Raw genomic sequence first — 21,987 nt, 5'->3', positions numbered from 1 at the left:
TACGCGCAAGAAGCACCTGGAGTTCCACAGTGATATCAGGGGGTTTCCTGAGAAACTGATTTAAATCATATCTATATTGTAGTATCAGAACATCAGAATATATCACGGAACGCCCGAACACATTGACCTGAGACAACATTGACGATACTAAATGACCAGTGATCAGAGTAACTACGGACATAAGCATAAACACTGCCAGCCGCCTGAGATACTTGCCCCTGTGGGCGACGCGGAAGCTTTGCTTGGTGCAATAAAAGGAGCAGCAGATGCAGTTTACCTGGGAGTGGAGGACTTCAATGCGAGAAAGGGAGCAAGGAATTTCAGCCTGGACAAACTGGAGGAAGCAATCGACCTGGCCCACTCAAGAGGTATCAAAGTATTCCTGGCACTGAATATCCCCATCAAGCAGAAGGAACTTCAGGCTGCCCTCGATGTGGTAGACAAGGCATACTCATGGGGCATTGACGCCATAATACTTGAAGACCTGGGCCTTATGAGAATGCTCAGCAGGGCCTATCCCGAACTCCCGCTGCATGTAAGCACGCAGATGACCATACATAATCTTGAAGGCGTTGACTTTGCTGAAGAGGCAGGCGCTTCACGGGTCATAGTATCAAGGGAGCTCACCGTAGAACAGGTGAAGGACATAGTTGACAGGAGCAATATCGAGATCGAGCTCTTTGTCCACGGTGCCCTTTGCTATTCATATTCAGGAAGATGCCTTTTTAGCAGTTTCCTCAGCGACCGCAGTGCCAACAGGGGAGCCTGCACGCAGCCCTGCCGCAGGCAGTATCACCTGACCATTGACGGGAAGGAGGCAGATAAGGGGCTGTTTGGTGAATATCCCATCAGCTGCGCCGAACTGTGCACCCTTCCGGAACTTGACCGCATAGTAAAGACAGGGGTAAGAAGCCTGAAGATAGAGGGGCGTATGAAAAAACCCGAGTATGTGACCGCAAGCTCCCAAGCCTATAAGGCTGCAGTGGAGAGTATATGCAGCACGGGCAGGAACCTGGACCCTGAGGAAATAGAAGCCTATGAAACAGACCTTGCAAAACTGTTCTACAGGGGATTTACCAGAGGTTTCGTCTCGGGCGAAAGGGATGTCACGCACCAGAAATACAGCTCAAGCTACGGTCTGCTCCTTGGTAAAGTGAAAGAGATCTCCCGTTCAAAGCACCATGCAGGCCTGAGGATAAAACTACTGCAGGATATCAACGATAAGGACGGCATCGGGATACTCACCAGTATGAGAATGCTCGGCTGCAGGGTGGATAGAATAATATCAGCCGGAGAGAAAGTTGAGAAGGCATCAAAAGGGGATGATGTCATCCTTGAGATCAGTCCCAAGACCGGCAAGGCTGTGCGAGTGCAGGATGAGGTTTTCCTTTCAACCGACAGTAAGCTTATCGATGCTCTCCAGAAAAAGAAGCCTAAGACAGTTCCTGCCACTCTCAGGGTCTTTGCACGTCTGGGAGAGAATCTCAGGATAGAGATGGAGGAAGCCAGGGGCTGCATATCCTTTACTGACGGGTTCATTGTCCCGGAGGCGAAAAGTTCCCCAACAACCACAGAGCAGATATCGGCGACAATGGAAAAGCTCGGGGAAACCCCTTATCATGCAGGCTCAGTGGAAGTGATCGCTGAAGGGGACATATTCATACCCGTCGGGGTCCTTAATAATGCAAGACGTCAGGCTGCATCCCTTCTCCAGCGGGCTGTGCTCCGTTCATATAAAAAAGAGATGAAGAAGCCTCTTTCAGGAATACTGGCTCCTGAAGTGGCAGGAACAGCGAATACCCCGGCACATGAGGAAACCGTTTCCCGGGCCAGGAAAAAGCTTCTTCTCAGTGTTGATGTCAGCAGCCCCGAATCACTGTTCATTGCAGCACACGCAGGTGCTGATATCATTTACCTTCCCATGGAATGCTTCAGCGAGCTGACAAATACCGTGAACAGCCTTCAGCTGGGCGAACTCAGGTCCAAGGGAACAGAGATCGTCTTTGTGACTCCCCAGGTAGCCTTTGACCACGAGCTTGAGAGCGTGAGGAAAGGAATGGAAGACATAAGGAACGCAGGGTTCATGGCAGCCTGTTCCAATGCCGGTACCGTTAGGGTTGCATCCCGGATGGGGCTGCCCTTCGTGGCACAGAGGGAGTTGAATGTGTTCAATGCTGTCACTGCCGGAGCCTATTTTGGATATGGGGCTCGCCGGGTCACGCTGTCCACCGAGCTTAACATGGAAGAGATCAGGGAACTTTCCAAAGCCCTCGATGACGGGAAGGGGCAAAAGCAGCTGGAAGTGCTTGCTTATGGCCGGGAGCTTCTGCTTATTACAGAGAACGACCTTCTGAAGCCACTTATTGACAGCAAGCTCCTTAACATGGACAGCAAGGTGGCACTGGAGGATAACAGGGGCGATGCATTCCCTGTCATGCGCCTGGGAAACCGCACCCTGGTATATCACTCAAAGGTGCTTGACATGAGGGAGCATCTGGAAGAGTTCAGGGATAGCGGTGTGGACGTACTGCGGCTGGACCTGTCCATGAACAGCAAAAAAGAAGTACGTGAGACCATACGAGCCTACAGGAGCGCCCTTGAAGGGAAAAGAAGCAGGCCTCTCCGGAAGGATGAGAATATCACGCAGGGCCACTATTTCGAGGGCGTGCTGTAGATCAGGCGGCCTCTTTTGTTTTTCCATCTGCGCTCCCATACTTCTTGCATTGATGAAGCTGAGCCTTTTAAATATCTGCCCTAAGACATATAAAAACATTCAAGTAATAATGAACCTTACCTTTAAAGGGGAATGGGTGGCAGAAAGTAGCTTGGACTATAGTTAAAGGATAGTACCTATATAAGCAGACAATGCCTTTGGGACTAAAGTGTTCTATTTAGGCTAAAGTGACCTGATGCATGATCAGAGTTACATGCCTGCCTTTTTCCTAGTGCTACCAAAAGCGGCTATGTGTCATATTCCATCATAGGTGGTAACATGGGCGCCCGGATGTAGCCTGTATGAAGCAGAGGGGGATCATTTCATGAGTAAGAGGCGAGTGGACGAGAATCGTAAAAACGAGCAGCTTGAACAGTTCAGAGAGGATAAGGAACACGAGTTCGTGACAACGAACCAGGGAGTAAGGGCAGATAATGTTGACATTTCTCTCAAGGCGGGAGAAAGAGGTCCGACGCTGCTGGAAGATTTCCAATTCCGGGAAAGACTGACCCATTTTGATCATGAGAGGATACCTGAGAGGATCGTCCATGCAAGAGGGTCCGGCGCACATGGTTTCTTCCAGGTGTATGAGCCTCTTGCTGAGTACACCTCAGCAAAGTTCCTGCAGGACCCGGACAAGAAGACGCCTGTGTTCGTCAGGTTCTCCACCGTTGTCGGTTTCAGGGGTTCGGCTGATACTGTAAGGGATGTGCGTGGCTTTGCGACGAAGTTCTATACCGAGGAGGGAAATTACGATCTGGTGGGCAACAATATCCCGGTCTTCTTCATCCAGGATGCAATGAAGTTCCCGGATCTTGTCCATGCCATCAAGCCCGAGCAGGACAACCAGATTCCTCAGGCTTCGGCAGCACACGACACATTCTGGGATTTCGTGGCACAGCATCCAGAGAATGCGCATATGATCATGTGGGTGCTCTCTGACCGCGCCCTGCCTAGAAGTTACAGGATGATGCAGGGATTCGGGGTCAATACATTCCGTTTCGTAAATGCACAGGGTAAGGGCAGGTTCGTCAAGTTCCACTGGAGGCCTATGCTTGGCATCCACTCGCTTGTATGGGACGAGACACAGAAGATAGCCGGGAAGGACCCGGATTTCAACAGGCGTGATCTCTGGGAAGCAATTGAGATGGGACACTATCCTGAATTTGAGTTCGGCGTGCAGATGATCGAGGAGAAGGATGAGTTCAACTTCGACTTTGATATCCTGGACCCGACAAAAGTATGGCCCGAGGAGGATGTGCCGGTAAAGTGGATAGGGAAGATGACGCTCAACCGCAACCCGGACAATTTTTTCGCCGAGACGGAGCAGGTTGCTTTCTGTCCGGCCAATGTTGTTCCGGGCATTGATTTCTCAAACGACCCCCTCCTGCAGGGCAGACTGTTCTCCTACCTGGACACGCAGATGATACGCCTGGGAGGTCCGAACTTCCATGAGATACCCATCAACCGGCCGCTTGCACCCATCAGTAACTACCAGCGTGAAGGCTATCACCGTATGACCATCAACAAAGGCAAAGGAAGCTATTTCCCCAATACTGTGGCTGATGGACTGCCAAGACCTGCTTCTGCTGAAGAGGGAGCTTACGTGCATTACACGGAGAAGGTTGATGGCCGCAAGATCCGTGCCAGGAGCGAGAAATTCAGGGATTTCTTCAGCCAGGCGAAACTGTTCTGGAACAGCATGACAGAGCCCGAGAAGATGCATATCATAAAAGCCTTCCACTTCGAGGTTGGCAAAGTCAAGGATCCCGCCATCAGGCAGGCCGTGGTGGACCTTTTCAATAATGTGGACGGTGACCTTGCCATCGAGATAGCAAAAGGTGCGGGTGCTGACGCGCCAAAGAGGAAGGGCGGTTCCCCGGTGACCAGAAAATCCAGGAACCTCAGCCAGGAGCTGAGCGAGCACACACGCAAGGATTCCATTGTCAGCAGGAAGGTCGCTATTCTCGCGGCTGATGGATACAGTCATCAGGAAGTGGAGAGCCTCAGGAAGGTGCTGGTGGGTGCCGGTGCCCAGGCGGATGTCATCTCCAAGTTCAGAGGGATGCTGAAAAGTTCCGATGGAAAGGAGATGGAGGTTGACAAGAACTACGAAGTTGCAACGTCCGTTGTGTACGACGCTGTCTATGTCCCCGGAGGACACGAGAGCGTCGACACCCTGAAGATGCACGGTGATGCCATTCACTTCATCAACGAGGCTTTCAGGCACTGCAAGCCCATAGGGGCCACTGCTGAAGGTGTGGACCTGCTCATATCTTCCAGTATCAAGGAAGTGAATCTTGCGAAGGACGGCACAGAGATCGTATCAGATAAGGGCGTTGTGACGGTGCGCAACCCAGGAAGTAACGGTAAGTTCAATAAGGTCTTCATCGAAGCCATAGCACAGCACCGGCACTGGGACCGTGAGAAGAAGATGGAAGTCCCGGCGTGATATATGGAGGGGGCAACCCCTGCATTACTTTTTTGGCGTTTCTTCCGGTTTTTGAAAAGGTCTCCTGCTGAATACTTTTTGCAGAGCGCCTTCAGGATCTTATCTGCATGTAGCGTGCCTGCGTCAGGGACATGACAGCATGATGTCTATGCATCATTATCAGGTATTGCCCTTAAGGTGAGAGGGTGGATGTTCTCAGAAAGCTAGCAGGATGAACTTAACTCACTCGTACGCTTTATCATGATGATTAAAGCTTACAAGAGTTATTATGCTGTTGGCGTCATCTATCTCATAGATCAGAACGAAATGGCCAACATGAACCCTGCGATATCCTTTGAGAACATTACGTAAAGGTTTCCCGCACTCGGGGTTCTCACGGATACTTGTAGCAGCTTTCTTAAAACGGTTGAAAAGAGCAGGATCCTTCTTGAAGAGGATCTTTGTTTCTTTCTCAAAATTAGGTGATGTGACTATCCGATACGTCATTTTTCGTAGCTGGCAAACAAGTCTTCAAGTGAATCGTACTTGGTGCCTTTTCCGCCTTTAACGTCTTGTATACTTCGCTCTACTTCTTTGATGAACTCCTGATCGAAACATTCTTCTGGAGGATAGGACTCTTTATTGGCTCCAGCTATCTTTTTATTACCAAGCCTGCGGATTGAAGTATGGACGCTCCTCATAATTGACACTTTGAATTATAAGTATATAAGAGTTCTGAAACTGAGTAATTTCAAATAACCGCAAGCCTGCCGGAGTCGGTGATCCTGAAGCCTGTATTCCAAAGCAAGATCCACTATAACAAGGATTGAAACATAATGAAAATGACCGTGATCGGAATATGGCTCTCAATTTCAACATTTCAAAAATAGGAGTGGTCATGTATCTCTGACCATTCCCGCTTTGAAAGGTGCCTTTATTCAGTAAAGACAACCTTTACTTCCTTGACATCCCAGAGGGATTCTATCTTTTCAAGTATATCCTCCCTGATAGCTGCTGCGAACTGGTGATTGGATGGCAGGTCAAGCAGTATCCTGACATTTCCGTCATTAACATCTATTTTCGTCACCAGTTCAGTCCTCACGATATCCAGCCCTGCCATAGGATTCATGACATGCTTGAGACGGCTCCTGACCACAGCCTCGGTGGTGGGCTCCTGTGCGCTCACAAGTCCGTGCTTTTCTTCGTAGTCACGTATTGCCGACCTCAGGCCCTCAACAGCCAGTACAGAACAGTGGGCTTTCACCGGTGGGAGGCCTCCGAGCTCTTCGGTTGCTTCTTTCCAGGTGATCTTTTTTGCCTCATCTATAGTCTTGCCTTTGGCCAGCTCGGTTATTATAGAAGCTGTGGCAATGTTGGATGCGCATCCGTAGGATTCGAACTTGACATCTTCTATGACCTTCGTATCCGGATTTACCTGCAGGTAAACGGCAACCATGTCTCCACAGGCCGGGCTGCCTTCCATGCCCTTGCCGTCCGGATTCTCCATTTTTCCTACATTCCTGGGATTGCGGAAATGTTCAAGAACCTTCTCACTGTACGGGAATTTCATTCTGTCACCTCGATATTGATCTGATATTCTTTTAGTGCTTCCTTTAACAGATACGTTACTCACTTATTCTTATCATAAAGCGGGCTTATGGCCCTCAGCTGTGACACAATCTCCTTGACGGCATCGATTATCCCGTCCACGTCTTCCATACTGTTGTACCTGCCAAAGCTGAAACGCAGGGAACCGTGTGCCCTCTCATGGTCTCCTCCTATTCCCATGATCACATGGCTTGCCTCAAGGGAGCGGCTGAAGCAGGCCGAGCCTGTGCTCACCGCAAAGCCTCTCATGTCCAGGTGAAGGGTCATGGACTCGCCCTCCACATAATGGAAGGTTATATTAGCATTCTGGGGAACACGCTGGGTCCTGCTGCCGTTGAGGGTCACATGCGGCACCTCTTCCTCAGCTCTCCTGATCGTGTGGTCCCTCAGCGATGCAAGGAACCTGTTCTCCTCCGGGGTTACCAGTTCCACGGCCTTTGCAAATCCGACTGCTCCGGGGATGTTCTCAAGCCCGGCACGACGGTTGGATTCCTGGAAGCCGCCATCCATCCACTTGTTTATCGGCGTGCCCTCCCGGATATATAGAGCACCGACACCCCTTGGCCCATGGATGGTGTGTGCGGACATTGTCACAAGGTCTACAGGTATCTTGCTCACATCCAGAGGCACCCTGGTGAAACTGTGCGTGGCGTCTGTGTGAAGAAGCACATCCTTTTCTTTACATATCTCCGCAATTGCCTTAATATCCTGAAGTGTTCCTATCTCCTGGTTGGCGTGCTGGATGGAAACCAGCGCCGTATTCCCGGTAATGGCATTCTCCAGCTCCTCAAGATTGAGGATACCTTCAGGGCTCACACTGATGTAGTCAGCCCTGCAGCCCTGTTTTTCCAGGGCTCTCGCGGTGTTGAGCACCGGGAAATCCTCGATCTTCGAGACTATTATGTGGTTGCCTTTCTTCTTCATGAGCGCAGAAACAACGCCCTTTATGGCCATGTTGCTTGATTCCGTTTCACCGGAAGTGAACACGATCTCCTCAGGGGATGCGCCCAGTGATGAAGCAATACCTGCACGTGCATTCTCAAGCCCTTCCTTGGCATCGATACCCATGGAATACCCAAATTCGGAAGTAGCCACAGCATACGTATCAAAGTAGTATGGCTTCATGGCTTCCAGCACCCTTTCATCAAGGCGTGTACTGGCAGCATTATCAAGATAAACTGTCTTATCTAACATTTAACCTCCATATCTGATAGAATTTAATGAGAACTTTAAATGAAAAGTGTGATACTGGCATCTTTTGCCTCGTGGATGTAAGTACCCACGGCTCCGTACTCATCTATCCAGTCCCTGCGCAGCTCATCGGGTTTGATACCCATTATTTCCATCGTCATCTCGCAGGCGATAATCCTGCCACCGAGCTCCTTGTAATCCTCCATGAGCTTCTCAAGCGGTGCTACATTGGCTTTTTTCATCCTTTTGCCAACCATCCACCTGCCAAGCCCCAGCATGTGCATCTTAGATAGGGGTCCTTTGTCCAGACCGCCTTTCTTAAGACGCTGCAGTCCCCAGAAAGTAAAGTAAAGGGAAGCCTCCATCCCCATGGACAGGGCTCCGTTGCCGATGATTAGTGCGCTGTATATCTTGTCCAGGTCACCACTATGGACCACGATAACTGCCTTTCCTGTCATTTTTGGCGCCGCCTACCTTTTTATCCGGATCTTCCATTCGTTGTCTTTTTCCTCTATATCAAGAACCTCAAGTCCCATGGCCTGGCAGGCCATCGGTATCTCTTTCTTGGAAGCCGGATGTGTCCCCATGACTACTACCTCATCACCTGGCGATGCCTTTCTGAGTGCTTTTCGACACTCTACAAGCGGGACAGGACATGTCTGACCCCTTACGTCGATTTCCACCTTTGCCATATTCTGGTCCCCTACGATCCAATTAGTATGACTCAACAGCGAGTTAACGCCGTTAACTCCTACTACTACCTGCAATAATATATTTTTTACCCTGATGGGCGTCTTCCTGAGCAGGCAGATACACAGTAAATATCACTGATATCTATTACTATATTCTTTACACTATTTAACCGTGCAGCCAGGAGACGTTGTAGCACTCCACTCTCCGGAAGCACAAACCAGCAAATGCAGCCCTGTGAAACCTTATTTACGGCTGCTTTCGGATGTGCTGTGTTCTCCGGTCATCGCGGAAACCTTGCCTGCCCACAGGCAAAACTATTCTTTCATTATCTTCCTGATCAGCAGCAAGCCTGTAATATTGACAGCTATTATCAGGAGGCTGCCTATAATGTAACGTGGGTTGCGAAGAAATAAATCGCTTTTGGAAGCATCCTGAGGGGTCCTTAGATCGATGTGCTGGCTCCCTTCAAGGAAGAACTCTTTTTCCAGATACTTAATGGCGCCATCCTCTGAAGTATAGCGTATGATATAACTGGAACCTGTTGCGACTCCTCTTAGCAATATATCGTCGTTGGCCATGGTCTCATAAGCAGTCTCTCCGTTGCTGATCAGTTCCAGCCTCCCTTTCTGGGGCACGGATACTTTCAGCACCGTGTGGTCCCTGAAAGGAATAGCCTTCCCGTCAGAAAGGCGGAGCTCATCCGGCAGGTAGAGCACTTCAAGTATTGTCGGCGCAATATCCTCCTGCCCATAGCTGCCTTCAATAACGCCGTCTTTAATACCACTTGCAGAGATCACAAAGGGCACCTTCTGTGCTTCATTGGTGCCTGAATACTTGGCAGCCTGATGCCCGCCCCGCGAATCCGGGCTCGGGAAAGCCATCCCATGATCGGATACGAAGATGAAGGCAAGATTATTCTCTTCGCACTTCCGGTACAGGTCCATACATGCGGCATCAATGCCTTCGATAGAATCTATGTATCCCTTATCTTTTTTGTAGTGACCCGCAGAATCGACTCCTCCTACATTTACAGTCAACAGATAATGCTGCTCTGGATAATTGGCCTGCATATGGTCCATCACATCCATTGCAGTGTCGATCGCCCAGTTATCATATATGTCATAACGCTGCTGTGATCCTTCAGGAAATCCACTCAGATGCTCATTAAGCGACGGCAGGCTGTCCTGCATGAGAGCGGCAACTTTCAGTGGGATCTGTTTCTGCCCCGAGTCGCGGATATTTGTAATGACCAGCATCTCAGGCTCGTTTATAGAATTGGTGGCATCGTGTATGATCACGTCCTGCTTGGAGCAGATAGCCGAAGAATCGCCTTTCTGCATGACAGCAAACGTGTAGTATCCGTATTCGTGGGCTATATCATATATGGTAGTGCCGGAACCGCTAACCGAGTCTGAAAGTGCTTTTGTGTACCCTGTGACAAGGACCGAATGACCCGCTTCTGTATATGTCTGGGGAGCCCGCACATCGAGCACCCTGCAGCTCTGCTCCATGATAAACGAGAGATTGTCTGACTTGACTTTCGGAAGCACTCTGCCATCCAGCGAGTAGGGGACCAGCTCGGGATAGAGATATGATGAACTAAGGCCGTCAACTATCAGGATGACTGCCCCTTGCGGGACGTCCACTGAACTCACTTCAAGGATGTCTGTTGCAGCTGCCGCCAGCTGGAAAAAGAACGGCAGGAAGACAATTGCCATCAGAAGCCTGAAGTATAAGGATGTAAGGGATGTAAGTTCTCTCTCATTTTTTTGCATGTTTCCTGTGAGGAAGAATCCCTATAATAAAGTTTCTATTCAGATCCTATATTTATAAAAAGAGCTATAATCAGATGAAAGGAACTCTCAGTTATTCAGTTCTCGGCTCTCACTTTCCAGCCTGTCCCTGAGAAACAGCGACAATAGTAATACGATCGCGCAAACTGCAAAGACGATCTCAAACCCGGAGAATGCCAGTAAAATACCTGCAATTACAGGCATCAGTCCCATTCCTGCGTAAGTGTATGTGTTGAAGATGCCCATTGCAAGCCCTCTTGGGATCCTCATATGGGCGACCGCCACCGGTAAACCTATCATGGCTGCGCCGGAGCCTGTACCTATCAGTGCAAATCCGGGCAATGGATAAATTATAGCTAAGAGAGCGCCGCCTACTGCGATCACCACTCCGCCCCTGATAAGAACATTGTAATGTATGTCCATCCTTCCTACAACTATGTTTGCTGCCATGGCGCTGACATACATTGCTGCGATAGACAGGCCAAGTGCCGCTTTACTCAGCATGTCCTGGCTGTACTCCGGATAGAATGCCGTCAGGACACCGCTTATTCCAAAAAGGAGGAAAGATATGATCCATATGCGATAGAAATCTCTATCTGCAAAGTGACCCGCGATCTTACCGGGGGAAGGCATTTTGTCTTGCCGCCTGTCAACTCTCACTTTTTTTGGCTTGATTTGAGTCCTGCCCGTTCCTGTATCTTCCCGCCTGAGAGCAGAGATCCCGGCTGCCAGTACGACCATTGCCATCAGGGTGAAGACAAGGATACCGCCCCTGATACTCCACTCCGCCAGGTAACCTGCCAGCGCAACCCCGACTGCCAGTCCGGCATTCAGCAGGAAGTTGAACTCCCCGATGTACCGGTTCCTTTGAGGATATTCCGAGAGCACTGCGTAGGCTACCGGAAAAAAGGCCCCGCAGGCTACTCCTTCTACCAGCCTCGCAAGTACAAGCATATAGAGATTACCGCTTCTCAGGAGCACCACGCCGGAAACGAGCGTCAGTGTGATTGCTATGAGTATGAGGCTCCGCTTTTCATACCTGTCAGAGAGCATCCCGAAAGGCAGCATTGTAAGCAAAGCTCCGATAAAATACCCTGAGAACAGCAGGCTCGATGCAAGCACTCCGCCGTTTCCCTGCCACAAGGCTGCCATTTCCGGTAATACCGGAATGACCGAGTTTGACAGCCCCATTATCAGGAATACTGTCATATAGAGCAGCAATCGGTTTTTATCCATACTCCTTTTGTCACCATTCCAGATTGATGTGGAACTTAATATCCTTTATTGTAAATCCTCATCCAACTCTCACTTTTTCAGATTCAAGAAGATATGCCTTTTACAAAAAGCAAATGTTCAAGCTCATGTAAGATACCGTGAGTACATCATAGGATACACGGCCTGCATAAATTTTAATGATGTTGATCTATGCCATTTTATTATGATTATAGCATATACCACAAGTTATATGGTAAATGCAAATATAAAAATTTAATATAATATATAAAGATAATGATGTTAACTAAAAAAATTCTTGGCTTTTCATATTAATTATAATGCTATATGTATAATTATACTTTCTGATCACAGCCTCTATAGTCGACAAAAGCGGAAGTTAATTATAAAAATATCCTTATATTAAATCCGCTTTTAAAAATAAATTAACCCTATAATATGTATGTTCAAACTGTGCATACTACCTTTCCAAAAAATGAGAGTCAGCTTTACAAATTCCTCTATCCTCTGGTCTTAATTAGTTCGATACAATCCTAATATTAAAACTTTACAGGTTAATAGTGGAGAAACTTTGAAATTGTTTTGAAACTGCTTTGAAATATGTCACATTTCCTCCCTGGTTTGCAGCGGATCAAGAAGCAATGCAAGGCATTTCATCAGACCGTATGAAGAATGGCTCCGGAAGCACAGAAAGTGATGCATGGAAGGTGTTTTTCATTCTTGAACATCAGTATTCACTTAAAAGAGAGTACTATCTTCCTTTTTAAAGTAGGAAACTTTCAATAAAGATAAATATCTTATTCAATAATCATTATGCGCAAATGAAAGAATTTAAATAAGCAACCGAGGTAGCGACAAGTTTCGACGCCCTCTCTTTTGTGGCCATATTTTTGATATGAAATAGTGTTTCATTACCCGTATATAATATGCTACAAGATAGTGCCAAGTGGTTCAGGAAACAGGCCCCACGTCATTATAAGGGCACTGTAGTATGCGACGGTGCCCGTTCCTCCAAGTCATTATATGTTTCTTATATGTTTCCTGAAAGTATTCTCACAAATCTGAATGTGGGATTAACCTGAACCAGTTAAAGAGTAAGAATCTATGTAAGAACGCGCTAAAGATGTGCTGCTCTTTCTTTAATATAATTAAACTCCGGCACTTATATTAAAAAGTCAGTTTCAACAAGAGTATATTCCTTAATGCCAGAAACTAATATGCCACATAAAAACATAACCAATAAGCACCAACCGAGGGCACCGCTCAGTTCGCGGTGCCCGCACACAGTTAATTTAATTGGGCTTAAAACCGTTTTCTGGTTAGATGGCATCTGGATATATATCGATCCCCACTTTTAACTGGTTCTGTAGTTGTGTACTGCTTTGCTACAGGAGAGGAAAGCAAAGGAGCGTAATTCTATTATCTTGATGCTAACGACAGGAGCAAGTCTTTTGCTCAATGCTAGTGGCCTGGTCCAAAATAGGCCGGGTTGCTGAGGTGAAGGAAACTATGAGAACTATGGAAGATCTCTATAATTTTAATTTGTAACTATGTGTAACTATAATAAGTTACATTTTAAACTACTTGTTTTGCATATAGTTTAGTGTATAATGCTTCCCCGTTAGTCTAGTTACGAACGATTACCTACTAATTTATTTACTAGAGTAAAAATTTATAAACAAAACTTTATTTTTAAATACAGTCGGTGTACAAATATGAGCATTAATAATTTATTAATGATATTTTTATATTAACCTTTTAGGCTTGTTTATGATAGACTCTCCGCATTAAAAAAGTTAATATAAAAATAGCTTAATAAAAATTCAATTCCACTTTCTGTATATAGTTCTAGTATTGGTCCTGATTTGATAAAAGGGTTACTTTTGTAATAAAATAAGCCTCAATTATAACTTTAAGTAATGTAGTTCTATAAGAGTCAGCAAATTTTCAAATCCATAATAATGCAATTTATTAAAATAACTTTTAGTTATATTGCTGCATAACGAAAAGCGCAAAAAATTTACAATGCTAGATATTGCTATAAACTATAAGAACGGATTTTGCCGATTTTTCAAACCCTATACTTTTCTCAACTCGGATGTTTCATAGACTATATGAATGGAGGGTTCTCCACCTTCAACCCTATGATGATCTGCAAAAAAAGATAGGAAATTCACATATCCTTATTCCATAAACTCTTCATTCACATACTATATGTAACAGGAAGCGGCGGCGGCTTTCTGAGACAATAGCCAATTCACCTCGTTTAATTGAAGGAGGAACTTTCTGGAAGAAATAATTGCTGCATACAGGACAATTAATATAAGGCAACTGAGCTAAATAATGGATAACTTATCTAATTTTTCATGCACAGTATTCTGTTTGCACCCTATATTTATTAGGACTTTTTTGATATGCTGAGTGTACCCTCAAGAGGCCAATTATATTAATATAAAAATACGCATATTTTAAACGAGAAAAACTTAAGAAAACCTTTTAAATAACCTACTTGCATTAAAATCCTCCTCATTATTACAATAACTCTCACTTATTTGTAGAGCCTTCCAGGCAAAATATGGCCGCATTGCTACGAACAAAACTGGATATATTTTCTATTTTTATAATTAAACTAAAATAATATAAACTAAATAAAATTAATAATATATATTTGCTTCTATTTAATATAACACTTTTCTGTTACTTTTAAATATACACTTTAAAGTATATGCGGGACTGAATAAGAGCTCTTTAGAACAAATTTACATCTCCAACTTTATCCAAACTGCGATCCATGATGCAACTGCTGGCAAAATTATAATCTTTTCAGATATTCAGGTAGATATCAAATAGCTCTCCAAACTCGGGATATTTTTTGCGGGCGCGATAAAGATACTGACGGACATATTTCTTGCCGCTTGCCCTTGCAAACAGGGTCTTGATCTCTGCCTGGGTGAACACGGTTTCCAGTTTTTTAAGAGGGATTGCCTGTAAAGCCAGCAGCTCTTCAGAAGGTTCTGCTATTTCCTTTATCTCTGCATCCAGGTTATCCAGGCTGGCCTGTTTGGGAGGATCAGCCACGCTGAGGAGAGGATGCTCTCCAAGCCATATCCAGTACTCATCATAAAGGATAGCATACATCCGACCGCATGCAGAGCATCGAGAAGCAACAACTGTCCGCCTGTCAAGCAGATGATAACTTATACTGACGACATCGGCATTACACTTGCTGCAGGTACCAACCAGATTCTGCTCAAGATTATCAAGAGGAAGTTCAATGTCGTCGGCTTTCAATGTGTTGTTTTGCAGGTCGTAAGTATAGGACATGGCCACCTCGGAAACTGAGAGATAGGCAGAGGCATATGATACCTGTGCAGAACTCCAGTATGCCTTTAGCATCTCATGATCTGAAACTTTAAAAACCTATTTATAGATAGAAATTCATATAAAAACTGCTATATCAATATAGTAAGAGGTGTGACTATAGAATCAATTCGATCAAAAATAAAACGGAGACTACAACGCTTTATCGAACTTGATGTCAATGGTCTTCGCAGCCACATATTATCAAAGTTCCTCAGCGTAAAGGAAACCACCGTAGATGAATTACATGCATCTATCACTGAAAAGTATGAGATCTCACGCAGCGCTGTTGCGTCAATGGTCGGATACATATACTCCAAGATCGGGATACTGAGGTCCCACAAGGAGTCCTATAAGACACCTATTGTGTATTCACTCAAAGAAGAATATGCGGACCTGATCAGAAGTGCGCTTGAATCCGGCAGCACTCAGCAGCTGGCCGTTTAAGGTAACGGGTCATGTCTATAGTCAAGAATGCGCCACGCACGTCTACTACCATCGTTATACGTTCCGATGCAAATGCGCGCATAACTCACTCCAGGGACCCCTATTATAACCTGATGAGACGGCTCTTCCAGGAAGAAGCCACTGCCGTGCGCGGCCAGAAATTCCTTATCATGGTTGAAGAGCGCCAGAAGAGTGGCAACCCTATCAAGACCAGCGAGTGGGAAAAAATGCTCGAGGAGCTTGATATCGGGCGTGCCTCATTCTACGCCATGCGCAACAAGCTGCTAGGTGCGGGTCTGATATCGAATCGTAACGGTGAGTATCGCCTTTCAGGCCAGTTCAGCAAGGATCTTCTTGATATGGCCAGATGGTGGTGGACAGCTGTCCTGAACGAGAATCCGGAAAACCTTTAAAAACCCATGAACCATCGACCGATATCTTAATATCTTACTATTGCAATGTAAGGAATACTTTCGTAGCAGCCCGGTAGTGTAGTGGTCAATCATGCAGGACTCTGGATCCCGCAACCTCGGTTCGAATCCGTGCCGGGCTACCAAAATACTTTATATATTTCTATTTATTGAGTGCTTTTTGTTCAGAACACAAAACTTAAGACGTCACCGAGTCTCAGCAGCAATAATTGAATTCAAGAGACTTAATGCTGCCTTCTGCAAAATTGGTGCAGAGTTTCTTTTCAGATATGCGGTCAAATATGTAATCTGAACCTTTCTGAAATCTTACCAAATCCTAATGCATAGAGAGATGCTTCCTCCACAGCCATATATACTTCTGTAAAGCTATCTATTTTCATCTTCTATCCAACCATTATATTCTAAAAAGTTGTAGCATTTTATATTATCAAGGGTTTATGGCCGCTTTCTCGAACTGAAAAAAAGATGTTAGGTTTCTCTTAGTATTCGCAACTGTCCACCAGGTCTGCTAATTCCAGACAGTTCAGTTCCTCCAAAGGAATTGTCGAACGCTGGTTGCCCCTGCTCAGGAGAATGTTCCCGTCAAAGCCGATGATCAGATAAGACTCCAGCATATCGTCAGTGGACTCAAATGTCGGAGCAGCTCCATTACTCAATACCAATCCTTTGTTGATGTCCCTGAACATCTCAAACTCATCACAGGTCAGGAGCGGATCCAAAGCATCGCTGTTCTGGCCTTTCATGGAAAGCATCTGGAAGATCTTCCACCTGGCAGGAGCCAGCGAGGATATGAAAGGCCTCATATCTTCAGAATAGTTCAGTCTGGTGACAGTTGTATTGATCTTAAGCCCCATCCCATTATCATGAACAAGCCTGCACATTCTCCGTACATGTTCCACATGGTTCCCATAACCTCTTCCCAGCTGTTTTTCTATTTTCTCTTCTGCAGAATCCACCGAGATGCCTACCCAGTCAACATACTCGCTCATTTCCCTGAGATTATTCTCATTTAGCAACGAACCATTCGTGACAATGCTGACCACAAACCCCATCTCTTTTGCCAGCTTCAGGAAGCAGTTCAGGTCCTTGTGCAGAAGCGGCTCTCCACCGGCAAAGTTGATCTTCTCGATCCCCCTGGCTTTCAGGACCTCAAGGATATGTCTGGCTCTTTCGCAGCCCTTAAACTCTCCTTTCATGTTTTTGTAGAAGCAGAACCTGCAGCTATAATTGCAGGCCATGGTCAGATGCCAGTTTGCTGATCTTATCCTCATGTTTGCCAATATATTATACATACATTAAATATACTTCTGTTTTGTATAATTTTACTGGCACTGAGCTGGTTCTGTTATAACAGCCATTTCTTGATATCAAATTGCATAGACATCTTGATATCAAAATATCTTTCTATATTGATAGCATGAGTGAGAAAGTATTAATTGTCCTTCATTTGTCAATTAACTCGAGGAATCACCCTTCTATTACAAATCAGAGGCACAATATAAGATATTGCTCAAAAAAGTCATTTCGTAACATAATACAGCTTTAATAGCCCTTCTTTTTTGCATTTACCGGGAGAAAAAGCCGTCTTTTCTGTAGATTCGTGTTCCCTTCAATTGTCGTCCCCCCTACGCATTAACTAAATATATGTGCAAATGCATAATCCTATGCAATTGGTGTTATTCATGAAAAGGTTTACCATAGCCATTCCAGAAGAGCTCAAGAACGAGATGGACTCGTTGCCGGATATTAACTGGGTTCAGGTCGCAAAAGAAAGCATTCAGAAGAAGATTGAGATGCTTGATGAATTTGAACGTTTTCAAAGGAACTGTGATAATTAATGGCTACATTAACTATTCCAATTGATGACGAACTTTACGATAAGATTCAGGCACTTTCATGGGTAAAGTGGTCTAAGGTCGCACAGGATGGAATACAGAAACGAAAGATACTTGAAGTCTATATCCGGGATAAGAGCATTTCAGAGGAGGATGCTGAGTTTTGTGAGATGATAGATTGGCATCCTGCTGATGAACTGCCAATAAAGGAAGAAGTGATCGAAAGGATCCTGAGATCAGATAAGAACACGGCTGTACCTGTCAAAGACATATCTGACATATTCAAATAACTTTTTTGGTGATTGATGTGAGTTATTCCCTTTACATCTTGCCAGAGTGTCAGAAGGATATCAAGAGGCTTACGAAGAAAAATCCTCATTTGCAGAATGTGCTTGAAAAGAAGATTAGCGAAATTCTCGAAAATCCAACTCGATTTAAACCCCTACGTAACGAGCTTGCTGGCTATTATAGGGTACACATTATGACTAGCTTTGTGCTTATCTTGGCAGTGGATATGAAACAGAGGACAGTTTCGCTTGTACATTTCTCTCACCACGATGATGCCTATAATTGGTAAATTACACTCGTTATAACTAATGGTTTCCTACTTCATTCCACAGAGTGGTTCGTCTCTCCTGCTTAACTTGATAGGCTGATTGTTAGCACAAATTTGAGTTGGATGAAAAGGCCATAACTGCTTTATACATTGCTACTATTTTTCTATTACTACATAAAGAAATATAGCCGAAATCCAGACAGTATTATGGAGATATCGTCCTGGATTCCTGAATTGCCCTGAGGCATGGTAATGTTAGCTTTTATTTAGTTTAAGCTTTGCGTTTCTTGCCTCAGGAGAAGGAAAATGAGGTTTAAAGAAATGAATCGAAAATACAGTGCATTGCTATGTATTGCTTTGCTGTTGTGTCTCTGTCTTACACCATCAGCAATGGCTGCGACCAAAGAAAAAAAAGTGGCAACCTCAATCAATGATGCTTCTCATATCAAAGATGCTTCTCAATTACAAATGGAAGCTTTGGAAGCTGAGTTGGGCGAAGAAGGAATGAAAAAGGTTGAAGATTATTTGAATCTACAGGCCTCTTTACCGGATGTTGTGAAAGCATCTCCTTACAGCTGGATTGCCTTTGCAGCAACTGATAAAGAAAGTCAAGCTGCTTATATGGCTGCAGTTGATGAATCTAATCTCGGGAAGGAAGACAAAGAAAACTAAAAGCTGATTTGCAGGATATCTGGAACAGATACCCGGAGAAGTTTACAGCTGAGGATAATCTTGCATTGAGCAATGTAAGCAAGATAATGGAAGAACGTTTTATAAAGGAAAAAAGCGAGTCCATCGAAATTAAATGGTATAGTACCCCACATAAAGATTTTGCTAACTACTCTTGTGATGGTTCATCCTATAGAAGTTATGCTCGTGATGCTGCTGACGACCCAGATGCGAGTGGTTTTGATCCTTATGCATATAGGTACTACAATCATTACGAAGATGCTTTTTGGGGAATTGGAGGCGCACCAAGCAGATGTGATGAATTCGCGGATTCTGCAATATTTGCAATAAATAATGGGTATTATGCCACAGCTCATCAGAGATTTGGATACTCAAGCCACTATTTATCGGATGTAGGTCTTCCGTTCCATAGTAAAGGGGCCACAGACTACCTTGGTGGATTCGTAGATGCTTTGTTCAATGCTGCTATCCACAATACATATGAAAGCCACGTAAGCAGTAATTGGAGTACTGGATATAATTTCAAATCATATGTTTCAGGAAATACTCAGAAAATCACAGTCACGAATCCAGAACAGGCAGTTGAAGATAATGCTGATTATAGTGCTCAGTATTACGATTATATCAAAAACAAAATGACAACCAGCTCTACCTGGAGGACAGATATAACCTTGAATTACTATACTGCGCAGTGCGTTCAGAAGACAGCAAGATACAATCACGGATTATATGATTATATAATGTTGTGATAAAATTGAGATTCCTGCATAATGAGATGCCCCTGGGAGCATCTCCTTTCTTTGTTGATGTGCTTTGGTGATAGCATCTTAGAGTTAGTTTCTGAAAACAATTATATGCCTTATAAAACATCTCACAATTATATCAGGTGGCGAAAAATGAGAATGAAAACTCTGCTCAAGATCTGGATTGTCTTTATCTTGATATTAGTCGTTTCAGCTGGTCTGCTGTCTCTCTGGTGGGAAGAGAAAAAGCTGGAAGTGTACAATAGTACATCCAAGGAAAGCTATTACTACCTTATTCAAATCACAACCGACTCGCCCCTGAGCAATGTCACTTTTTATATGCCACTGCCTATGCTGAACAATACTTCTTCTGTAGGACAGAATATCATAAATTCCACTTATGACAATCAGAGGGTTAAATGGGAAACCACCTTTGTAGAAACAGAACACGGACCTATGCTTTCGATGAGAACTGAGAAGATAGAGCCTAAATTTGCTTTGAGGGGAGATGGACCAGATACATATCCACGAGCTGTGGACTTTGCTATTATAGTTTTTTCAAATGACACGATCGATACAAGGAACCCAGTAGGCAATGCAGAAGTTCTTATGCCTAGATACAATAGCACCAACCTGGGTACGATCACCAATTATAGGAATGCAATCTCCTATAGCTATGACAGCCGTATTTACGCTCACTACGAAGCCTCGCCCGATGCAAACGTCCAGATTTACATTCAGCTGGAAGCACAGAACGAATGGTGGATTGGAGGAGCGCAGTCTAACAGTTATAGAGAATTAATTATAACTGATTTCTCCGGACCTCAGGATGGATGGGTAATAGTAAATGGTGGGCTTGTCACAGGAGAGGGCACATATCTGAATGAGTAAGCTGTGACTTGGGGAAATTGTAGGGTTTCCCATCTGCATATTATCCTCTTTTTTCCTCTCCCTTCATAAGTTCCTCTTCAATCTCTTCAATAGAAGGAGGGCTTGATCTCTAATTTTCCGGTCGTGACTGCATCAGCTGGTATTCAGAGACGCCGATGGGACTGTTCACGATGAATTGAGGAAGGATACCCATAACTTCAGTTATGGGAGGAATTCCGTTAACTACAACGATTAGCCTTTCTTTTAAATCTGAACCCGAATACTTTCAGTCTACTTACTGTACTTTAAAATCATATGTATCCATATCTTTTATGTGATAGCATGCTCCTAACCATTAAAAGTAAATTAGTAACCACTCAGCAACAACATGACCAGTTACTGAGAACAATGGAATCTTTTAATAAAGCATGCGATCACATTTCAGATTTTGCATACAATAACCGGTTTTCAGTAAATATCAATTGCAAAAACACCTTTATTATGAGATCAGAGAAAAATTCGTGTTGTCTTCTCAATTAGCTGTCAGAGATTTGGAAAAGTAGCTGAGAGTTACAAAGTCGATAAAAAGACATTCCATCGATTCAACCACGTGGAGCTGTTGTTTATGATCAGAGGATACTATCTATCAGCAAAGATATTGTTTCCATCTTACGTTAGATGGTAGAAGTCTACTTATAATGCATCCTATTCCTTTTTAATTATTGTATATGCAACTGCAATAATAAGAAGACTGATTAGAATTCCTGAGAAAGGTATATTTTGACTATTATGAAGGCTTGTGTTATTTGTACTATTCATGGAATTGTTTATACCTGAGATTCCTACAGTCTTATTATCAATATCATATCTATAAACAGGATACTCCACAAAACCTATGAAATCTGTTTCTTTTGTTAGTGTAAAAACAACAGGAATATCTTCAACTCCATTTTTTATTGCGTATTTTTCTACGATATCGTAAATCTCTCTGGTATCTTCTTCAGAATAATTTCCCTCCCCATTATCATATAATTCTATTAGAAAATAACCTCTTGACGGGTCTGAACCATATCTAACAATGGACCCATTAGGATAAAAATCAATTTCTTTCCATGAGTTTTCTCTGACGTGTCTTAATTTGTCTGTAAATTCATTTAGCTGGCTTGCATTATTAATAAAAGGAACATTTCCATATGCTTTCACAACCGATGAGTCATATATGGGACTTTCAGGATTAGTGCAGTTTTTAACCCCATTTTGTGACAAAGTAGTAATTCTTTCAAATATCTCATTATCAGTACTACTATAGGTGACATTGAACGCACTTGCTTGTGTAATTCCTATTATCAAAAGTGCACTTATAAGGACGAGGATGTTTTTTTTATTCATAGAT

Annotated in this window: 21 protein-coding genes and 1 tRNA gene; 11 read left to right on the top strand and 11 right to left on the bottom strand. The window is 44.3% G+C overall.

From position 1 onward, the window contains the following. The first annotated feature begins 151 nt into the window (after window positions 1-151). Both PV02_RS10590 and PV02_RS10585 read left to right on the top strand, forming a co-directional pair. The gene (locus PV02_RS10590) at window positions 152-2,674 is read left to right on the top strand and encodes a U32 family peptidase (protein ID WP_256623386.1); all 2,523 of its coding nucleotides are present in this window, start codon (window positions 152-154) and stop codon (window positions 2,672-2,674) included. Window positions 2,675-3,038: 364 nt separating this feature from the next. Next, window positions 3,039-5,165 (top strand): catalase, encoded by a 2,127-nt coding sequence (locus PV02_RS10585; protein WP_256623385.1) that lies wholly within the window; start codon window positions 3,039-3,041, stop codon window positions 5,163-5,165. A 222-nt stretch (window positions 5,166-5,387) separates the two neighbouring features. On the opposite strand, the gene PV02_RS10580 is transcribed toward PV02_RS10585, so the two are convergent. The 9 genes from PV02_RS10580 to PV02_RS10540 all read right to left on the bottom strand — a co-directional run bounded on the left by PV02_RS10580 (window position 5,388) and on the right by PV02_RS10540 (window position 15,058). After that, window positions 5,388-5,651 carry a type II toxin-antitoxin system RelE family toxin gene (locus PV02_RS10580; protein ID WP_256623384.1) on the bottom strand — a complete coding sequence of 88 codons (264 nt, stop codon included), beginning with the start codon at window positions 5,649-5,651 and terminating at the stop codon, window positions 5,388-5,390. After that, entirely contained in the window at window positions 5,648-5,845 is a 198-nt protein-coding gene (locus PV02_RS10575) for a DUF2683 family protein (RefSeq protein ID WP_256623383.1), read from the bottom strand. The genes PV02_RS10580 and PV02_RS10575 overlap by 4 nt, the downstream gene beginning before the upstream one ends. Window positions 5,846-6,078: 233 nt before the next feature. After that, entirely contained in the window at window positions 6,079-6,714 is a 636-nt protein-coding gene (locus PV02_RS10570; RefSeq protein WP_256623382.1) for an iron-sulfur cluster assembly scaffold protein, read from the bottom strand. A 59-nt stretch (window positions 6,715-6,773) separates the two neighbouring features. After that, window positions 6,774-7,946: a cysteine desulfurase family protein gene (locus PV02_RS10565; protein WP_256623381.1), complete on the bottom strand. Its 1,173-nt coding sequence runs from the start codon at window positions 7,944-7,946 to the stop codon at window positions 6,774-6,776. Window positions 7,947-7,981: 35 nt separating this feature from the next. After that, window positions 7,982-8,401 carry a DsrE/DsrF/DrsH-like family protein gene (locus tag PV02_RS10560; RefSeq protein ID WP_256623380.1) on the bottom strand — a complete coding sequence of 140 codons (420 nt, stop codon included), beginning with the start codon at window positions 8,399-8,401 and terminating at the stop codon, window positions 7,982-7,984. A gap of 12 nt (window positions 8,402-8,413) precedes the next feature. Then, window positions 8,414-8,635, bottom strand: coding sequence for a sulfurtransferase TusA family protein (locus PV02_RS10555; RefSeq protein WP_256623379.1), 222 nt, complete (start codon window positions 8,633-8,635; stop codon window positions 8,414-8,416). A gap of 315 nt (window positions 8,636-8,950) precedes the next feature. Then, window positions 8,951-10,411 (bottom strand): alkaline phosphatase family protein, encoded by a 1,461-nt coding sequence (locus PV02_RS10550; RefSeq protein ID WP_256623378.1) that lies wholly within the window; start codon window positions 10,409-10,411, stop codon window positions 8,951-8,953. A gap of 87 nt (window positions 10,412-10,498) precedes the next feature. After that, window positions 10,499-11,665, bottom strand: a complete 1,167-nt coding sequence (locus tag PV02_RS10545) for an MFS transporter (RefSeq protein ID WP_256623377.1) — start codon at window positions 11,663-11,665, stop codon at window positions 10,499-10,501. Between the two features lie 2,820 nt (window positions 11,666-14,485). Continuing rightward, window positions 14,486-15,058 (bottom strand): hypothetical protein, encoded by a 573-nt coding sequence (locus tag PV02_RS10540; RefSeq protein ID WP_256623376.1) that lies wholly within the window; start codon window positions 15,056-15,058, stop codon window positions 14,486-14,488. Between the two features lie 84 nt (window positions 15,059-15,142). On the opposite strand from PV02_RS10540, the gene PV02_RS10535 reads away from it, so the two are divergent. The 3 genes from PV02_RS10535 (at window position 15,143) to PV02_RS10525 (ending at window position 16,025) form a co-directional block, all read left to right on the top strand. Next, window positions 15,143-15,469 (top strand): DUF2551 domain-containing protein, encoded by a 327-nt coding sequence (locus PV02_RS10535; protein ID WP_256623650.1) that lies wholly within the window; start codon window positions 15,143-15,145, stop codon window positions 15,467-15,469. 11 nt (window positions 15,470-15,480) lie between these two features. Then, window positions 15,481-15,882, top strand: a complete 402-nt coding sequence (locus PV02_RS10530) for a hypothetical protein (protein WP_256623375.1) — start codon at window positions 15,481-15,483, stop codon at window positions 15,880-15,882. 67 nt (window positions 15,883-15,949) lie between these two features. Next, window positions 15,950-16,025: transfer RNA gene (locus PV02_RS10525), tRNA-Gln, on the top strand. 354 nt (window positions 16,026-16,379) lie between these two features. Here PV02_RS10525 and PV02_RS10520 read toward each other — a convergent pair. After that, window positions 16,380-17,171, bottom strand: a complete 792-nt coding sequence (locus tag PV02_RS10520) for a viperin family antiviral radical SAM protein (protein WP_256623374.1) — start codon at window positions 17,169-17,171, stop codon at window positions 16,380-16,382. A 411-nt stretch (window positions 17,172-17,582) separates the two neighbouring features. Between PV02_RS10520 and PV02_RS10515 the strand changes: the two genes are divergently transcribed. From PV02_RS10515 to PV02_RS10490, 6 genes are all read left to right on the top strand, one after another. Next, on the top strand, window positions 17,583-17,738 hold the full coding sequence (locus PV02_RS10515; RefSeq protein WP_256623373.1) for a hypothetical protein: 156 nt from the start codon (window positions 17,583-17,585) through the stop codon (window positions 17,736-17,738). Then, entirely contained in the window at window positions 17,738-18,025 is a 288-nt protein-coding gene (locus tag PV02_RS10510; RefSeq protein WP_256623372.1) for a hypothetical protein, read from the top strand. Before PV02_RS10515 ends, PV02_RS10510 begins: the two co-directional genes overlap by 1 nt. Before the next feature lie 8 nt (window positions 18,026-18,033). Further along, window positions 18,034-18,312, top strand: coding sequence for a type II toxin-antitoxin system RelE family toxin (locus PV02_RS10505; RefSeq protein ID WP_342765640.1), 279 nt, complete (start codon window positions 18,034-18,036; stop codon window positions 18,310-18,312). A gap of 285 nt (window positions 18,313-18,597) precedes the next feature. Then, window positions 18,598-18,963, top strand: coding sequence for a hypothetical protein (locus PV02_RS10500; RefSeq protein WP_256623371.1), 366 nt, complete (start codon window positions 18,598-18,600; stop codon window positions 18,961-18,963). 65 nt (window positions 18,964-19,028) lie between these two features. Then, on the top strand, window positions 19,029-19,730 hold the full coding sequence (locus tag PV02_RS10495; RefSeq protein WP_256623370.1) for a phospholipase C/P1 nuclease family protein: 702 nt from the start codon (window positions 19,029-19,031) through the stop codon (window positions 19,728-19,730). Window positions 19,731-19,877: 147 nt separating this feature from the next. Beyond that, window positions 19,878-20,615, top strand: a complete 738-nt coding sequence (locus PV02_RS10490; protein ID WP_256623369.1) for a hypothetical protein — start codon at window positions 19,878-19,880, stop codon at window positions 20,613-20,615. Between the two features lie 684 nt (window positions 20,616-21,299). On the opposite strand, the gene PV02_RS10485 is transcribed toward PV02_RS10490, so the two are convergent. Further along, window positions 21,300-21,983: a hypothetical protein gene (locus PV02_RS10485; RefSeq protein WP_256623368.1), complete on the bottom strand. Its 684-nt coding sequence runs from the start codon at window positions 21,981-21,983 to the stop codon at window positions 21,300-21,302. Window positions 21,984-21,987: the final 4 nt, after the last annotated feature.

This window comes from Methanolobus chelungpuianus, assembly GCF_024500045.1.
GTDB lineage: Archaea > Halobacteriota > Methanosarcinia > Methanosarcinales > Methanosarcinaceae > Methanolobus > Methanolobus chelungpuianus.
The sequence above is the reverse complement of the archived record's forward strand: the minus strand, read 5'-3'. Positions and strand labels throughout refer to the sequence as shown.

Excerpts from the sequence above, each read along its gene's own strand:
- PV02_RS10590 (WP_256623386.1), top strand. The coding sequence starts at position 152 with ATGACCAGTGATCAGAGTAACTACGGACATAAGCATAAACACTGCCAG.
- PV02_RS10585 (WP_256623385.1), top strand. The coding sequence starts at position 3,039 with ATGAGTAAGAGGCGAGTGGACGAGAATCGTAAAAACGAGCAGCTTGAA.
- PV02_RS10580 (WP_256623384.1), bottom strand. The coding sequence starts at position 5,651 with ATGACGTATCGGATAGTCACATCACCTAATTTTGAGAAAGAAACAAAG.
- PV02_RS10575 (WP_256623383.1), bottom strand. The coding sequence starts at position 5,845 with ATGAGGAGCGTCCATACTTCAATCCGCAGGCTTGGTAATAAAAAGATA.
- PV02_RS10570 (WP_256623382.1), bottom strand. The coding sequence starts at position 6,714 with ATGAAATTCCCGTACAGTGAGAAGGTTCTTGAACATTTCCGCAATCCC.
- PV02_RS10565 (WP_256623381.1), bottom strand. The coding sequence starts at position 7,946 with ATGTTAGATAAGACAGTTTATCTTGATAATGCTGCCAGTACACGCCTT.
- PV02_RS10560 (WP_256623380.1), bottom strand. The coding sequence starts at position 8,401 with ATGACAGGAAAGGCAGTTATCGTGGTCCATAGTGGTGACCTGGACAAG.
- PV02_RS10555 (WP_256623379.1), bottom strand. The coding sequence starts at position 8,635 with ATGGCAAAGGTGGAAATCGACGTAAGGGGTCAGACATGTCCTGTCCCG.
- PV02_RS10550 (WP_256623378.1), bottom strand. The coding sequence starts at position 10,411 with ATGCAAAAAAATGAGAGAGAACTTACATCCCTTACATCCTTATACTTC.
- PV02_RS10545 (WP_256623377.1), bottom strand. The coding sequence starts at position 11,665 with ATGGATAAAAACCGATTGCTGCTCTATATGACAGTATTCCTGATAATG.
- PV02_RS10540 (WP_256623376.1), bottom strand. The coding sequence starts at position 15,058 with ATGCTAAAGGCATACTGGAGTTCTGCACAGGTATCATATGCCTCTGCC.
- PV02_RS10530 (WP_256623375.1), top strand. The coding sequence starts at position 15,481 with ATGTCTATAGTCAAGAATGCGCCACGCACGTCTACTACCATCGTTATA.
- PV02_RS10520 (WP_256623374.1), bottom strand. The coding sequence starts at position 17,171 with ATGAGGATAAGATCAGCAAACTGGCATCTGACCATGGCCTGCAATTAT.
- PV02_RS10515 (WP_256623373.1), top strand. The coding sequence starts at position 17,583 with ATGAAAAGGTTTACCATAGCCATTCCAGAAGAGCTCAAGAACGAGATG.
- PV02_RS10510 (WP_256623372.1), top strand. The coding sequence starts at position 17,738 with ATGGCTACATTAACTATTCCAATTGATGACGAACTTTACGATAAGATT.
- PV02_RS10500 (WP_256623371.1), top strand. The coding sequence starts at position 18,598 with ATGAGGTTTAAAGAAATGAATCGAAAATACAGTGCATTGCTATGTATT.
- PV02_RS10490 (WP_256623369.1), top strand. The coding sequence starts at position 19,878 with ATGAGAATGAAAACTCTGCTCAAGATCTGGATTGTCTTTATCTTGATA.
- PV02_RS10485 (WP_256623368.1), bottom strand. The coding sequence starts at position 21,983 with ATGAATAAAAAAAACATCCTCGTCCTTATAAGTGCACTTTTGATAATA.